We start from the raw sequence: 15,289 nt of genomic DNA, 5'->3' as shown, positions 1-15,289 counted from the left end.
TTCTTGGCTTCTTCAGCTTTCTTGGCTTCTTCAGCTTTCTTGGCTTCTTCAGCTTTCTTGGCTTCTTCAGCTTTCTTGGCTTCTTCAGCTTTCTTAGCGTCTTCTGTTTGTTTTGAATCACCTCCTCCGCCCGAGCCGGAATTATTGCCCGGCTGTTGCGGGGTCGGTGCAGACTGTGCAGACGGCGTGCCACCACCGCTTGAACCGCATGCACTCAATGCGATGCTGCAGGCAATCGCCAACATACTTAATTTAAATGATTCCTTCATGGTCAAACTCCTGAATGTGATAATGGTATTTTGGAATGATGGTGATAAAATATTTGATAATTATTTACATCAAACCAATTAAAATATACCGCAAATGCGGATAACCAAACGGTACTAAACTTGCATCAGTATGAAGGTCGTCTGAAAACAGAATTTATGAATCCGCGTATACAGATGTGTTTCAGACGACCTCTACTTATATCGTCAAACCATTAATGACGGTGCGGAACAAAGCCTTCCGGAGCTTCCGCACCTGCAGGCAGGTCAAATGTTTCGCGCAGAACGACTTTGTAGAACGCAAATGCATCTTTTGCACCTTGAATCGCTTCGGCTTCAGCTTCAGGACTTAAACCCAAAGCATTCAGATGCTCGACAAACGCACGCCAATGTTTGCCGCGGCCGTTCGGATGGGGGGCGAGGTGGCGCGCGCCGTGTTCGCCGGTGTAATCCAGTTTTTGCGCGTGTTTAAACAAAAATGCTGCGCCCAAATTGGAACCTTCGGCGCAATACAGCCAACCGATGGCTTTGTTGCCGGTTTCATGTGGCAACGGTTTACCGTATTCGTAAGGTTTGTCGCCCAAATCAGCCAAGTCTTGCGTTACCGCGTCGTAACGCGCCATGTATTCCAGCTCAGGAATGGCTTTGTTCAACTCGGAGTCTTTATAAATATGATCGACCGCTTTGTGGAACACTGATTGCAGTTTCAAAAATTTGATGTAATTCTCTTTGTTGGTAAACGGCTCGACAGACATAACCAAGTTGTCCACGCTATCGTGAATAGTTGTAGTTTGCTCTTTCAGCCGTTTGGCAAAAGTCAGCTCTTGTGTTTCGCTCATGTGAATATCCTTCATACAGTTTCAGACGACCTTCCGGCCGCCTTTATTTAAACAAGGTGGATTGGATAGATTTGAAAACGGACACGGGATGGAAGCCAAGGTTTGTGGGATTGGAAACCCACCAAACCTGGTTGAAAACAAACCATCGGGTTTCGTTATTTTATGAAATATTTTTTAAAAATATATATCATTCCAATTCAAATGGCAAGAGAATGGTTTGCAGCTACTTGCAACTACAAGATAATAACGGACAATTTTCCACCTTCGGCAAACAAGAGAGGCAGGCTTAACGGAAAATGATTCCTTAACCATAAAAAATATTGTTTACAAAGACATGACAACATCTCGGTAGACGCCGTCCTTGCCTCACCTGCGTCAAAACGGCATACTTTCGCCATACCGAGCCGCAGGTCGTCTGAAACCTGCCACACTGTCAAAAAGGAAGAAACAACATGAACCCTATCCGCCCCTTCTTAGACCATACTCCGCAAATTCACGAATCCTGTCTCATCGACGAAACCTCCGTCATCATCGGCGAAGTATCGCTTGCCGAAGACGTATCCGTTTGGCCGTATGCCGTGTTGCACGGCGACGTGAACAGCATCAGCATCGGCGCGCGCAGCAATGTACAGGACGGCAGTGTCTTGCACGTTTCGCACAAAAACGCGGAAAAGCCCGAAGGCTCACCCCTTATCATCGGCGAAGACGTAACCGTCGGACACAAAGTCATGCTGCACGGCTGCCGCATCGGCGATCGTGTGTTGATTGGGATGGGTACGATTATTCTGGACGATACCGTCATCGAAGACGACGTGATGATAGGTGCAGGCAGTTTGGTGCCGCCACGCAAACGTTTGGAAAGCGGCTATCTCTATGTCGGTTCGCCCGTCAAACAAGTCCGCCCGCTGACCGAAAAAGAAAAAGAATTTTTGAAATATTCTTCCGCGCATTATGTGCGGCTGGCAGGCCAACACAAGCAGTCAAAATAATTTTCAGGCGACCTTATATCCCTTAAAAAAGAAAGTTTTATGCACACACTCTACCTAGCCTCCGGCAGCCCGCGCCGCCGCGAAATTTTGGAAAACCTAGGATTCAAAGTTATCCGTATCCCTGCCGACATCGACGAAACGCCGCATTCCGACGAAAAAGCCGCCGATTATGTGCAACGTATGGCGCAGGAAAAAAATGCCGCCGCTGTCGAGCAATGGTTTGCCGCACACGACGCGTCGCCCGAATATCCGATTCTGACTGCCGACACTACGGTCGCCTATCAAAACCACATCCTCGGCAAACCGGAAACCGAAGCCCAAGCAGCCGAAATGCTCGCCCGGCGTTCAGGGCAGACGCATCAGGTGCTGACTGCCGTATGCGTATATTGGCAAGGGAGAGCGCACGGCGTTTTGCAAACCAGCGATGTACGTTTCAAAACCTTGTCTGCCGAAGAAATATCCGCCTATATCCGAAGTGGCGAACCGATGGACAAAGCGGGCGCGTATGGCATTCAGGGTTTGGGCGGCGTGTTTGTCGAGCATTTGCAAGGCAGCTTTACAGGCGTGATGGGCCTGCCCGTTTACGAAACGGTCGGCTTGTTGGAACAATTCGGATTGAGTATTCCCCCATTTGCCTGATTTTAAATACCTTCAAACAAACATTATGAAAACATACGTCTTCCCCTTTTTATCCGCAGTATTCCTTCTCGCTGGCTGCACCACTTTTTCAGACGACGGTACAACCGCCATCCGCAAAGGCAACGACAGTATCCTCTCTTTCGGGAAGCTTGGCTCCGCTATAGAAGATGCGCCCGCAGGCGGCTGGGTCATGCTCGGCGATCAATACACCTATGAGACCTTTGCAAAAAAGCCCTTCCTTCGACAGCTGAAACTCCAAACACAGGTTTTCGTCTATTTCCGCTCCTAATTACTCCTGATTTTACCCAAATACCCCCTTAATCCTCCCCGGACACCCGATAATCAGGCATCCGGCCGCCTTTTAGGCGGCAGCAGGCGCACTTAGCCTGTTAGCGGCTTTCAATAGGTTCAAACACATCGCCTTCAGATGGCTTTGTGCACTCACTTTAATCAGTCCAAAATAGGCTGCCCGCGCATAGCGGAACTTCCGGTGTAACGTACCGAAGCTTTGTTCGACCACATAACGGGTTTTCGACAAATATCGGTTGCGTTTGGTTTGCGCTTCCGACAGCGGATGGTTACTGTGTGCTTTGCGCATAATGCCGTCCTGCAGCCGATGCTCTTTCAGATGTTGCTGGTTTTCCTTACTGTCGTAGCCTTTGTCGGCATAGACGGTCGTACCTTTGGATAGGCCTTCCAACAAAGGCAACAGGTGTTTGCATTCATGGGCATTGGCAGGGGTAATGTGCAGTTTCTCAATATAGCCTTCCGCATCGGTACGGGTATGTTGTTTGTACCCGAGTTTGTAGAGGCCGTTTTTCTTTATCCAACGGGCATCGCTGTCTTTACTCGGCGTGGTTTGGCCGCTGATTTGCCCTTCTTCATCGACTTCTATAGCCTGGCGTTGTTTGCTGCCGGCGGTCTGAATAATGATGGCGTCAATGACGGCGACGGATGCTTTCTCTACTTTTAAGCCTTTTTCAGTCAGTTGGCGGTTGATCAGTTCCAGCAGTTCGGATAGGGTGTCGTCTTGCGCCAGCCAGTTGCGGTAGCGACATAAGGTGCTGTAATCGGGGATGCTCAGTTCGTCAAAACGGCAAAACAGGTTGAAATCGATGCGGGTGATGAGGCTGTGTTCGAGTTCGGGATCGGAGAGGCTGTGCCATTGTCCGAGCAGGACGGCTTTGAACATGGACAACAGGGGATAGGCGGGACGGCCGCGGTGGTCTCGGAGGTAACGGGTTTTTTGACGATTCAGGTATTGTTCGATCGGTTGCCAATCAATCACTTGATCCAACTTCAATAGTGGGAAACGGTCGATGTGTTTGGCGATCATGGCTTGGGCGGTTTGCTGAAAGAAGGTACTCATGGAAAATCCCCTAAATGTCTTGGTGGGAATTTAGGGGATTTTGGGGAATTTTGCAAAGGTCTCGGCCTATAATCTATCTGCCACACTCAAATATTCATTTTAAAAGCAAATTTATATCAAATAAGTACTTTTGCTTTATAATAACAACAAATACCCAACAAACAGGGAACAAACATGAAAAAAACACTAATGACACTTATCCTTTGCGCACTGACTCCTGCCGCCCTAGCTGCCGATACTTACGGCTACCTGGCCATGTGGCAAAACCCTGCCGACAGCAATGAAGCGCTGCAAATCAAAACCACCAAAGAAAATGCCACACAACTGGATGCAACAGCCGAGCTCGAAACATTCTGTAAAGGCCAAGATGCCTTAGCCGGTATCGGCGCAGGCCAAGCAACAGGCTGCAAAACGGTTGTCCCACTGCACAATACCTGTATCGCGGTTGCCTACCCTAAAGCCATGGGCAAATTAACTGCTCAAAACGTGGTGGCCATTACCTCCCCACGTTTCAAAACCGTGCATCAAATTGCCTTGAGCCAGTGCATCAAAAAATACGGCTCTCAAGGACAATGTGCTTTAGAAACAGTCTATTGCACTTCTGAAACCTACTATCAAGGTACGGTCAAAACCCTTTGGGAAAAAATCAAATCCATTTAAGGCCGTCTGAAAATAAAACCGGCTTGCCCGATATTCTCCATATCACGGCAAGCCGGTTTTTTATTCTGGCTTTTATTTGCTGTTTTTTTCCAACAATTTGGCGACAACGCCTTCAGCCTGTTTCACCAAATCAGGATTGGTTCGAAAGTGGTTTTCATCGTTCAAAGAATAGCTGACCGTAGAAACCGCATACTTGGTGCTTCGCAACACAAATACGCCTTTACGCAAGATTTCGTTATTGCCTTTGGTTTTGTAACGCAGATTATACGGGCAAGAAGAATCATACAGTTTGCCGCGGTTGTCTGCGGTTACAATCGTGCTGCCAATGCCGCGTTTTGCCAAAGCTTTGGACAAAGCACGATCCAAATCATGCGGTCTTACTTTTGCATTTTGAATGATGCAGACATGTTTGATGCTGGTCAGCTCTTCAGGTTTCAATACTCTTTGTTCCGTAGTAGAACACGCGCCCAGCAACAATACGGCTGAAGCCGCCGCTAAAATCATGGTTTTCATCTGTTTTCCTTTTAAAATGTTCAAACAATAAATATTCAGACGGCCTTTATAAAAAGGCCGTCTGAAAAAATCAACGTACGTTTTTCATCAAGCGTTGTTTCTCACGCTTCCAATCCGCTTCTTTCAGGCTTTGGCGTTTGTCATGCTGTTTCTTACCCTTGGCCAAACCGATTTCCACTTTGATTCTACCGCGGGTGTAATGCAGGTTTAAGGGCACAATCGTATAACCGGCGCGTTCGGTTTTGCCGATTAACTTATTAATTTCCGATTGTTTCAACAACAACTTACGCGGACGAACAGGGTCAGGTTTGACGTGTGTCGAGGCAGTGGGCAATGCGGTAATGTGGCAGCCCACCAAATAGAATGCGTCTTTTTTCCAGTAGATATAGCTTTCTTTTAATTGCACGCGTGCAGCGCGGATGGCTTTGACTTCCCATCCCTCCAATACTATACCGGCTTCGATTTGGTCTTCGATAAAGAAATCGTGAAAGGCTTTTTTATTATTGGCAATACTCATTGTGCTGATTCTTTACAAACTTTTCAGACGGCCTATTTTATCAGGCATGCTTAAAAAATAAAACGGCAAACGGTTTTGAAACGTTTATTCGCTTAAAACATGGCGACGGTAAAAGCGGTCTATATCGGCAATGGCTTTTTCATCTTCAGGACGCAAATCCAGTTTCAAATCGGCAAGGCGGATCAAAATTTGGTCTTCACGCTCGGCAACGGCGCAGCTGACCTCGCCTTCGCTGCGGAAATGACGGATAAGCTCGTCCAACTGGTTTAAAGCATTTTGATAAGATGAATTTGGATTCATAATTTTTAACTCGAACGCCCATAAAAAATGGCGGGAAACCCCGCCATGATTATACGGCTTATGCCGCGCATTTGATTAAGCAGCTTGAATGTTAGCAGCTTGTTTGCCTTTAGGGCCGGTGGTTACGTCGAAAGATACGCGTTGACCTTCTTTCAGGGTTTTGAAACCATCCATGTTGATCGCTGAGAAGTGAGCGAACAAATCTTCGCCACCTTGATCAGGAGTGATGAAACCAAAACCTTTAGCGTCGTTAAACCATTTTACGATACCGGTTGCCATTAGAAACTTCCTATACTTAAAAATTAACAAAATCAGCAAAACAAGGCATACAAAAAACTAAAACGTTCAGCGTTTCTCCCACGTATTGCATACGCGGTTGAGTGCCAACTTCTGCTTAACCGTCTTTTTACATTTGTTAAGACAAAACGTCAAGCTATGTTTTCAAAAAAGTGGGAAAATAGAAAAAAATTGCCGAAATACAACAGAAAAAGGTTTGCACTCTAAAACAGGCCGTCTGAAAACTGAAACCTAAGATTATGAGCCATCCGAATACCGACCACCAATCCGATACCCTGCTCAGCGATATCAACACACAGCCGCCGAAACGTTACGGCGTATTTTTATTGAACGACGATTACACCACCATGGAATTTGTCGTCGAGATCCTGACCGAAGTCTTTATGCTTGCACAGGAACAGGCAGTGGCCGTCATGTTGCTGGTGCACCACGAAGGCAAAGGCCTGTGCGGCACCTACACGCGCGATATTGCCCAGACTAAGCAACATCAGGTCATGGAACGTGCCAAAGCTGAAGGGCATCCGCTCAAATGTATAGTCGAAGAGGTTTAAACCATGCTTTCACCCGAATTGGAACACATCCTGCAACTGCTCTACCGTGAAGCACGCAACGCGCGTTATGAGTTTATCAGCTTAGAGCACCTGCTTTTGGTGCTGATAGAAGAAGATGCAGCTGTGCCGAACGTCTTGAAACTGTGCGGTGTGGATTTGAAAGTCCTGTCCGAGCAGCTTGCCGCCAGCGTTGCTGAAAATACGCCGCAAATTCCCGATCATCTTCTGGATACGGTCGAAACCCAGCCGACATTGGGCTTCCAACGCGTCATCCAACGGGCGATGGTGCATACCCAGTCTGCCGGTAAAGCCGCAGTAGAGCCTTTGGATATTTTGGTTGCCATGATGAGCGAATCCGAAAGCCATGCCGTTTATTTCCTCAAATTGCAATCCATTACACGCTTTGAAGTCTTGCGTTGCATTGCCCATGGCTCGCCCGATGACGAGGACGGCAATGATTCAGACGGCCTGGGACGCGAGGACGAAGAAGCGGAACAAAAAACCGGCTCGCTTTCCGACTACACAGTCAATCTCAACACTGAAGTCAAAGCCGGCCGTATCGACCCTTTGATTGGTCGCAAACACGAAATGGAAAGGCTGGTGCAAATCCTATGCCGCCGCCGCAAAAACAATCCACTTTTGGTCGGCGAAGCTGGCGTGGGCAAAACCGCGCTGGCGGAAGGGCTGGCGCATCAAATCGTCAACGGCGACATTCCCGACGCGCTTAAAGATGCCGAAGTGTACGCGCTGGATATGGGTTCGCTTTTGGCGGGCACGAAATACCGCGGCGACTTTGAAGCGCGGGTCAAATCCGTCTTGAAACAGCTCGAAAAAATCCCTCAAGCCATTTTGTTTATCGACGAAATCCACACCATCATTGGCGCGGGCAGCACCAGCGGCGGCACGATGGACGCGTCCAACCTGCTCAAACCCGCACTGGCAAAAGGTTCGCCGCGCTGTATCGGCGCGACCACTTACGACGAATACCGCACTATTTTCGACAAAGACCACGCCTTAAGCCGCCGCTTCCAAAAAATCGACGTGGTCGAACCCACCGTCGCCGAAACCGTGCAAATCCTGCGCGGCTTGAAACCGATGTTTGAAGGTTTCCACCAAGTCCGCTACACGCAAGGCGCACTCGAAGCCGCCGCCGAACTCTCCGCCCGCTACATCAACGAGCGTTTCCTGCCCGACAAAGCCATCGACGTGATGGATGAGGCAGGCGCGGCGCAACAGATTCTGCCCAAATCCAAACAGAAAAAAGTCATCGGCAAAGCGCAAATCGAAACCGTCATCGCCAAAGTCGCGCGGATTCCCGAAAAAACCGTGTCGCACGACGACAAACAAGTGCTGCAATTCCTCGGACGCGATTTGAAAAACATGGTTTACGGTCAGGAAAACGCCATCGACGCGCTGGTTGCCGCCGTCAAAATGTCGCGTTCCGGCCTCGCCCTGCCCGACAAACCCATAGGCTGCTTCCTCTTCTCCGGTCCGACCGGCGTCGGCAAAACCGAAGTCGCCAAACAACTTGCCTACTCGATGGGCGTACCGCTGCAACGTTTCGACATGTCCGAATACATGGAACCCCACGCCGTATCACGCCTGATCGGCGCGCCGCCGGGCTACGTCGGCTTTGACCAGGGCGGCCTTTTGACCGAAGCCGCCAACAAACATCCGCATTGCGTATTACTCTTAGACGAAATCGAAAAAGCCCATCCCGACATTTTCAACGTCCTCCTGCAAGTCATGGACGCAGGCAAACTGACCGACAACAACGGCAAGAGTGCCGATTTCCGCAACGTCATCCTGATTATGACTACCAACGCAGGCGCTGAAAGCCTCAGCCGACCCAGCCTCGGCTTCACCGCCAAACGCGAACGCGGCGACGAAATGCAGGCGATCAACAAACTCTTCACACCCGAGTTCCGCAACCGCTTGGACGCGATTATCCCGTTTGCACCCTTGTCCGAACCCATCATCGCCAAAATCGTGGACAAATTCCTGCTCCAGCTCGAACACCAGCTCCTCGACAAAAAAGTCGAAGCCGAATTCACTCAGGCATTGCGCAAATATCTGGCGGAAAAAGGTTTCGACCCGCAAATGGGCGCGCGCCCGATGCACCGCCTGATTCAGGAAAAAATCCGCAAACTGCTCGCCGACGAACTCCTGTTCGGCAAACTCGCCGAAGGCGGCTTTGTATTGATAGATTGGGATGCGGCAAAAGAAGAAGCCGTGTTGAAATTCAAGAAAAACAAAGTCAAACCTGAAGCAGAAACTGTTTAACCAGTTGAAAAATAAAAGGCCGTCTGAAATTTCAGACGGCCTTTTTATCTCAATCAAAAATCTGATTTACAAGACGGATTTAACAGTGGCAACCACATTGTCTACGGTAAAGCCGAATTCTTTGAACAGCAAATCAGCAGGTGCAGACTCGCCGAAGCGGTTGATACCGACCACTGCGCCGTTCAAACCGACGTATTTATACCAGCCGTCGGCATGTCCGGCTTCTACGGCTACGCGTGGCAAGCCTTCCGGCAGAACGGCGGCTTTGTAGGCAGCATCTTGGCGGTCGAATACATTGGTAGAAGGCATGGAAACAACGCGTACGGCAATACCTTGTTCTGCCAATACCTTTTGCGCCTCCAGAGCCAATTCAACTTCAGAACCGGTAGCAATTACAACAGCTTGCGCATTGCCTTTAGCTTCACTGATTACGTAAGCACCGCGTTTGATGTTGTTCAGCTGTTGCTCATCACGCGCTTGGAATTTCAGGTTTTGACGGCTGAAAATCAGGCTGGACGGGTGATCGGCCGCTTTAACGGCTTCAGACCACGCTACCAAAGATTCAACGGTATCGCATGGACGCCATACATCCATATTCGGAATCAGGCGCAGAGTGGCAGTTTGCTCGATAGGTTGGTGGGTCGGACCGTCTTCGCCCAAACCGATGGAATCGTGGGTGAACACAAATACAGGGTTGATTTTCATCAGCGAAGCCATACGTAAGGCATTACGCTCGTATTCACTGAACATCAGGAAAGTCGCGCTGAATGGTTTAACACCGCCATGCAGGGTAAGGCCATTCATCACCGCGCCCATACCGAATTCACGCACGCCGTAGTGAATATAGTTGCCGCCGTGTTCGCGGGTAACGGAAACGCTGTTTGACCAGTCAGTCAGGTTGGACGGGGTCAAGTCGGCAGAACCGCCCACCAATTCAGGCAGCTCTTTTGCCAAGATTTCGATGCTGTTTTGGCTGGCTTTACGGGTCGCGATGGTTTCTGCTTTGGCACACACTTCTTTCAATGCGGCTTGAATGTAAGCGTCGAAATTTTCAGGCAGTTTTTTATCCATGCGGCGCACGAATTCTGCAGCTTCGGCAGGATATTTGGCTTGATATTGAGCGAAGAGTTCGTTCCATTCGGCCTCAAGTTTCGCGCCTTTTTCTTTTGCATCCCATGCTGCATAGATTTCTTGAGGGATTTCAAACGCAGGATAAGCCCAACCCAAATGTTTGCGCGTGGCTTCGATCTCATCCGCACCCAAAGGCGCACCGTGGGTTTTGTGACTGCCTTCTTTGTTGGCACTGCCTTTACCGATTAAGGTTTTGCAGCAAATCAGGGAAGGTTTGCCGGTTTCGGCTTTGGCCGCTTCAATGGCCGTCTGAATGGCATCAGTGTCATGACCGTTTACATTTGGAATCACATGCCAGCCGTAGCTTTCAAAGCGTTGCGGAATATTTTCGGTAAACCAACCGTCCACTTTACCATCGATGGAAATATTGTTGTCATCATATAAAACAATCAGTTTGCCCAAGCCCAAAGTACCGGCAAGCGAGCAGGCTTCATGCGATACGCCTTCCATCATGCAGCCGTCGCCCATGAAAACGTAGGTGTAGTGGTCAACGATATTCAAACCGTCTTTATTGAATTCGGCAGCCAAGATTTTTTCGGCCAAAGCCATGCCCACAGCGTTGGCAATACCTTGTCCCAATGGACCGGTCGTGGTTTCCACACCGTCGGTGTAGCCATATTCAGGATGGCCGGGGGTTTTGCTGTGCAGTTGGCGGAAGTTTTTCAGATCATCAATGGAAACGTTGTAGCCGGTCAGGTGCAACAGGCTGTAAAGAATCATGGAAGCATGACCATTGGAGAGGACAAAACGGTCGCGGTTGTAGAATTTCGGGTTGGCTGGATTATGATTGAGGAACTTCGTCCACAATACTTCCGCCATTTCCGCCATACCCATAGGCGCACCCGGGTGGCCAGAGTTGGCTTTTTGTACGGCATCGACTGAGAGGAAACGGATTGCGTTTGCCAGTTGAGACATGGTTTGACCTTCCTTGGACAAGATTGGAAATATGAAAAAAGTGTGCCGATTATCGCCTGAATCAGCCGTGCTTTCAAGAATAGCCTTTGATATTTGCATTGTCAGACGGCATGATTTCCAATAGGCCGTCTGAAACGGACGGGATAGATGATATTAACTGTTATTTCGTTTTGAAACAGTATGTTGTAAATTTTTTATCGGATAAATAGGAAATCGCTATAAGTATAAACCTACACTTATTCCGTAAGTCTTTGAATACTGCTCTTTTCAGACGGCCTTGTATGAGACAGGAGTACCGCAACTATTGTTAAGGGCAAACCCTGCTTTTGCTTTGCATAGAGTCAAATGTTATGATTTTATATGCACTCCAAAGGCCGTCTGAAAATATTCGCATCAAACTACTACCATGACAAAAGGCTTGTGTGCACTTCGATTAAGGAACACTGATTATGTCACCCGAAAACCAAGCTGAAAACGCCACACCCTCAACAGAAAAAACGGCAAAAGCCACTCCGCCCAAACCTTCCAAACCCAAATCCAGCGTAATTCAAATTCATCCCGAAGGCGAACGCATCCATCCGAAAAAAGCAGAAGGACGCTTTGCCAAACTACGTATCGCCGCCGTATTGGCGACCCAGTTTGTATTTTACGTAATTCCATGGTTTAACTGGAGTAACCGTCAGGCAGTTTTATTCAATATCCCTGACCGTCATTTTTTCATTTTCGGCCTGTCACTGGGCATGGGCGATTTGATTTACCTTGCCTTGCTGCTGATGATTTGTGCTTTCGGACTGTTTTGGTGGACAACCATTGCCGGTCGTTTGTGGTGCGGCTACTCTTGCCCGCAAACGGTTTACACCGAAATCATGCTTTGGATCGACAACTTGGTTGAAGGCGACCGCAACAAACGTTTAAAACTGGAAAAATCGCCTTGGAACTTTACTAAAATCCGTATTAAAGCCACCAAATACCTGCTGATTTTCCTTGTCTGTGCGTGGACAGGTATCACTTTTGCAGGCTGGTTTGTCCCTATCCGCCAGTTTGTTCCCGATTTATTCACCGGAGCAGCAGGCGGTGGCGCAATGTTTGCCGCAGCGTTTTACGGATTCATGACCTTCTTTTTTGCCCACATCATGCGCGAAAAAGTGTGTCTGCATATGTGCCCGTATGCACGCTTCCAAAGTGCGATGTTTGACAAAGACACACTGATTATTTCCTACGATACCGAACGCGGCGAACCTCGCGGTGCACGCAAAAAAACCGCCAACAAAGAAGACAGCGGCTTAGGCGACTGCATCAACTGCACCATGTGCGTACAAGTCTGCCCTGTTGGTATCGACATCCGCGACGGTCTGCAATACCAATGTATCGGTTGTGCAGCCTGTGTCGATGCTTGTGACGAAATCATGGACAAAATGGGTTATCCGCGCGGCCTGATCCGTTACACCACCGAAGGTGCAATGGAGCATGAATACCCTGAAAGCGACATCAAAAAACGTCTGAAACGCCCTCGCGTTGCAGGTTATGGTGCAGTATTGTTTGTGGTTATTATTGCTTTCTTAACCGGTATTTCCACCCGTAAAATGGTCGAAGTGGATATTCTGAAAGACCGCGGCGTGATGGTACGTGAAAACAGCCAAGGCTGGTTGGAAAATGCCTACAACCTGCGCATCATTAATAAGAGTGAACATGAGCAGACCGTTACTGCCACAGTCAAAGGTTTTGATGATATCGCCTTGACCGGCTTACCCGAAAACGGTATTAAAATTGCGCCACGCGAAACCGTAACCATTCCGGTTCAAGTATCCACCATCCCTGAGTACGCCGAAAAAGGCAGCCAGCCGATTGAATTTACTTTCACATATCGTGAAACCGATGACGCTGATGCCGAACCGACTGTCTTGAATGAAAAAGCAACCTTTATTGGAGAATAACAACGGTGTCCAAACCCAATCCCACTAAGCCTTGGTATAAACACACTTGGCCTTGGGTGCTGATGGCAGGTCCAATCTTTGTCGTTATCGCCAGCGTTTCCATGTTCTTCGTCGCAAAAGAACATACGACAGACTTGGTTTCCGACGATTACTATAAAGACGGAAAACACATCGAAATCCAGCTTCACCGCGATGAAGAAGCCGTTAAACGGCAGATTCAGGTGCAGGTTTTAATCAGTCCGGACATGAATGCCGCCAAAGTATTCGTCAGCGGACAATTCGATCCCAAACAGTCATTAAACCTGCTGCTGATGCACCCTACACGCAAAGCTGACGACCAAATCGTCAAGCTGCGCACCGTAACAGCCGAGCCACAAAACGGCCGTATGGAATACGAAGCCGTCTTTAAACCTTTACGCCCAACCAATCATTGGTACCTGCGCGTTGAAGATGCCTCAGGCGTATGGCGTGTTGAAAACAAATGGATAGTTAGCCAAGGCAACGCAGTCAATCTGACGCCTATGGACAAATTGTTCGACAACGGCAAACAAGCCGCTTCAGAAGAACAATAAATCCCATGTTCAGGCCGTCTGAAACTTTCAGACGGCCTGAAAATCTTTTACCCTCTATCATTCTTTAAAATATGATTTTTTCCAATTGGCGCAGACTGACAGAAAACGAAGTCCGTATGGCAAAACAGGTTTTTGCCGACGGCATAGACTTCAACCGCATTAAAATATATCGCGGCATCCCCTTCCTACCCAACCCCAATACCGCCATTGCCCCCAATGGAAATATATATTTCCCGCGCAAACACTGCCCTGATGATTTCACTCAAGCCGGCATCGCCTACAAAATCTGGCTGATTCATGAGCTTACACACGTCTGGCAACACCAGCGCGGTCACAAAGTTTGGTTATCCGGTTTATTCATTATGCTCAAAGGCGGATATAGGAAACGCAAAGCTTACGCCTATCCCATGCCTTTGCCTCACTTCAACCAACTCAATATTGAGCAGCAGGCCGACCTCGTTGCCCACTATTTTGCAGCCACTTACCTGCCCAAAAACATTTATACCCCTCAACAACCCATTTTTCAGACGGCCTTAACAGACTTTCTTCACAACCCGCATAACAAAGCCCTTTGCCCACGTTACTTGTCGGCAAAAAAACAACACTCAAAAAAGCCCAGTAAGCAAATAAGCTATAATGGACAATCCGACACATCGTCCAAAAGGTCACAAACCATGCCTTGGAACATACCTATTTTACTTACCTGGATGCGCGTCCTATTAATCCCCGTGTTTACCATCCTATTCTATTTACCGAACACATGGATTCAACCACAAACCGTCAACTGGACAGCCGCTATCATCTTTGCACTTGCAGCTATTACAGACTGGTTTGACGGCTTTTTAGCACGTCGCTGGAAACAAACCTCCGACTTTGGCGCATTCCTCGACCCCGTTGCCGACAAACTCATGGTTGCCGTTGCCCTACTCCTGCTCGTCAGCCTTGGCAGAACATACGCTATCTTCGCCATGATTATTATTGGCCGAGAAATTACCATTTCCGCCCTGCGCGAATGGATGGCACAAATGGGCAAACGCGGCAGCGTTGCAGTGGCCACTATCGGCAAATTCAAAACCACTGCCCAAATGATCGCCATCTTCCTTTTACTTATCGGCACAGACAAATATAACGACCCTTTCTATCTCATTGGTAACATATTGATGTTTATAGCATCTGTATTGACCATCTGGTCCATGTGCTACTACCTGAAAATGGCATGGAAAGAATTCAAATAAAATTTTTAAAAAAATAAAAACAAAACACTTGACGCACACGATTAAATCCATAATAATTGCGTCTTCTTCGATATACGAAGCAACAAATATCAGAGCGGGAATAGCTCAGTTGGTAGAGCGCAACCTTGCCAAGGTTGAGGTCGCGAGTTCGAGACTCGTTTCCCGCTCCATCCTGATTACTTGTTGATTGTTCTTTTTCAATATGCGGGAATAGCTCAGTTGGTAGAGCGCAACCTTGCCAAGGTTGAGGTCGCGAGTTCGAGACTCGTTTCCCGCTCC

Annotated in this window: 16 protein-coding genes, 2 tRNA genes and 1 pseudogene; 11 read left to right on the top strand and 8 right to left on the bottom strand. The window is 48.3% G+C overall.

From position 1 onward, the window contains the following. A pseudogene (locus tag ACTHSN_RS01725) lies at positions 1-269 on the bottom strand (transferrin-binding protein-like solute binding protein); the annotation flags it as partial. Positions 270-481: 212 nt separating this feature from the next. Next, complete coding sequence (locus ACTHSN_RS01720; RefSeq protein WP_070461566.1) at positions 482-1,105, bottom strand: biliverdin-producing heme oxygenase; 624 nt, start codon at positions 1,103-1,105, stop codon at positions 482-484. A 452-nt stretch (positions 1,106-1,557) separates the two neighbouring features. Between ACTHSN_RS01720 and ACTHSN_RS01715 the strand changes: the two genes are divergently transcribed. The 3 genes from ACTHSN_RS01715 to ACTHSN_RS01705 are packed head-to-tail and all read left to right on the top strand — an operon-like array spanning position 1,558 to position 3,022. After that, complete coding sequence (locus ACTHSN_RS01715) at positions 1,558-2,094, top strand: gamma carbonic anhydrase family protein (protein ID WP_070461565.1); 537 nt, start codon at positions 1,558-1,560, stop codon at positions 2,092-2,094. A gap of 39 nt (positions 2,095-2,133) precedes the next feature. Then, on the top strand, positions 2,134-2,733 hold the full coding sequence (locus ACTHSN_RS01710) for a Maf family protein (RefSeq protein ID WP_070461564.1): 600 nt from the start codon (positions 2,134-2,136) through the stop codon (positions 2,731-2,733). Positions 2,734-2,758: 25 nt separating this feature from the next. Then, on the top strand, positions 2,759-3,022 hold the full coding sequence (locus ACTHSN_RS01705; RefSeq protein ID WP_070461563.1) for a hypothetical protein: 264 nt from the start codon (positions 2,759-2,761) through the stop codon (positions 3,020-3,022). Between the two features lie 72 nt (positions 3,023-3,094). On the opposite strand, the gene ACTHSN_RS01700 is transcribed toward ACTHSN_RS01705, so the two are convergent. Further along, the gene (locus tag ACTHSN_RS01700) at positions 3,095-4,102 is read right to left on the bottom strand and encodes an IS5 family transposase (protein ID WP_107792527.1); all 1,008 of its coding nucleotides are present in this window, start codon (positions 4,100-4,102) and stop codon (positions 3,095-3,097) included. A 174-nt stretch (positions 4,103-4,276) separates the two neighbouring features. On the opposite strand from ACTHSN_RS01700, the gene ACTHSN_RS01695 reads away from it, so the two are divergent. Next, positions 4,277-4,762: a DUF4189 domain-containing protein gene (locus ACTHSN_RS01695; protein ID WP_070460952.1), complete on the top strand. Its 486-nt coding sequence runs from the start codon at positions 4,277-4,279 to the stop codon at positions 4,760-4,762. Between the two features lie 72 nt (positions 4,763-4,834). On the opposite strand, the gene ACTHSN_RS01690 is transcribed toward ACTHSN_RS01695, so the two are convergent. The 4 genes from ACTHSN_RS01690 to ACTHSN_RS01675 all read right to left on the bottom strand — a co-directional run bounded on the left by ACTHSN_RS01690 (position 4,835) and on the right by ACTHSN_RS01675 (position 6,371). Further along, the gene (locus ACTHSN_RS01690) at positions 4,835-5,275 is read right to left on the bottom strand and encodes a hypothetical protein (RefSeq protein ID WP_003682952.1); all 441 of its coding nucleotides are present in this window, start codon (positions 5,273-5,275) and stop codon (positions 4,835-4,837) included. A gap of 70 nt (positions 5,276-5,345) precedes the next feature. Then, complete coding sequence (smpB, locus tag ACTHSN_RS01685; RefSeq protein ID WP_003679566.1) at positions 5,346-5,792, bottom strand: SsrA-binding protein SmpB; 447 nt, start codon at positions 5,790-5,792, stop codon at positions 5,346-5,348. Between the two features lie 84 nt (positions 5,793-5,876). Further along, positions 5,877-6,092, bottom strand: a complete 216-nt coding sequence (locus tag ACTHSN_RS01680; protein WP_003746135.1) for a hypothetical protein — start codon at positions 6,090-6,092, stop codon at positions 5,877-5,879. A gap of 75 nt (positions 6,093-6,167) precedes the next feature. Further along, on the bottom strand, positions 6,168-6,371 hold the full coding sequence (locus tag ACTHSN_RS01675; protein ID WP_070460950.1) for a cold-shock protein: 204 nt from the start codon (positions 6,369-6,371) through the stop codon (positions 6,168-6,170). A gap of 257 nt (positions 6,372-6,628) precedes the next feature. Between ACTHSN_RS01675 and clpS the strand changes: the two genes are divergently transcribed. After that, positions 6,629-6,940: an ATP-dependent Clp protease adapter ClpS gene (gene clpS, locus ACTHSN_RS01670; RefSeq protein WP_070460948.1), complete on the top strand. Its 312-nt coding sequence runs from the start codon at positions 6,629-6,631 to the stop codon at positions 6,938-6,940. Positions 6,941-6,943: 3 nt separating this feature from the next. Then, positions 6,944-9,223, top strand: coding sequence for an ATP-dependent Clp protease ATP-binding subunit ClpA (gene clpA / locus ACTHSN_RS01665; protein WP_440365022.1), 2,280 nt, complete (start codon positions 6,944-6,946; stop codon positions 9,221-9,223). A gap of 66 nt (positions 9,224-9,289) precedes the next feature. On the opposite strand, the gene tkt is transcribed toward clpA, so the two are convergent. Continuing rightward, positions 9,290-11,269, bottom strand: a complete 1,980-nt coding sequence (gene tkt, locus ACTHSN_RS01660) for a transketolase (protein ID WP_070460946.1) — start codon at positions 11,267-11,269, stop codon at positions 9,290-9,292. Positions 11,270-11,718: 449 nt separating this feature from the next. On the opposite strand from tkt, the gene ccoG reads away from it, so the two are divergent. The 5 genes from ccoG to ACTHSN_RS01635 all read left to right on the top strand — a co-directional run bounded on the left by ccoG (position 11,719) and on the right by ACTHSN_RS01635 (position 15,287). Continuing rightward, complete coding sequence (gene ccoG, locus ACTHSN_RS01655; RefSeq protein WP_070460945.1) at positions 11,719-13,203, top strand: cytochrome c oxidase accessory protein CcoG; 1,485 nt, start codon at positions 11,719-11,721, stop codon at positions 13,201-13,203. 5 nt (positions 13,204-13,208) lie between these two features. Next, positions 13,209-13,775: a FixH family protein gene (locus tag ACTHSN_RS01650; RefSeq protein ID WP_083290046.1), complete on the top strand. Its 567-nt coding sequence runs from the start codon at positions 13,209-13,211 to the stop codon at positions 13,773-13,775. A 674-nt stretch (positions 13,776-14,449) separates the two neighbouring features. After that, complete coding sequence (gene pgsA / locus ACTHSN_RS01645) at positions 14,450-15,010, top strand: CDP-diacylglycerol--glycerol-3-phosphate 3-phosphatidyltransferase (protein ID WP_003679552.1); 561 nt, start codon at positions 14,450-14,452, stop codon at positions 15,008-15,010. A 94-nt stretch (positions 15,011-15,104) separates the two neighbouring features. After that, positions 15,105-15,180: transfer RNA gene (locus tag ACTHSN_RS01640), tRNA-Gly, on the top strand. Positions 15,181-15,214: 34 nt separating this feature from the next. Further along, a tRNA-Gly gene (locus ACTHSN_RS01635) sits at positions 15,215-15,287 on the top strand. Positions 15,288-15,289: the final 2 nt, after the last annotated feature.

Origin of the sequence: Neisseria sp. P0009.S010 (assembly GCF_051958545.1) — a bacterium.
Classification (GTDB): domain Bacteria; phylum Pseudomonadota; class Gammaproteobacteria; order Burkholderiales; family Neisseriaceae; genus Neisseria; species Neisseria subflava_A.
The sequence above is the reverse complement of the archived record's forward strand: the minus strand, read 5'-3'. Positions and strand labels throughout refer to the sequence as shown.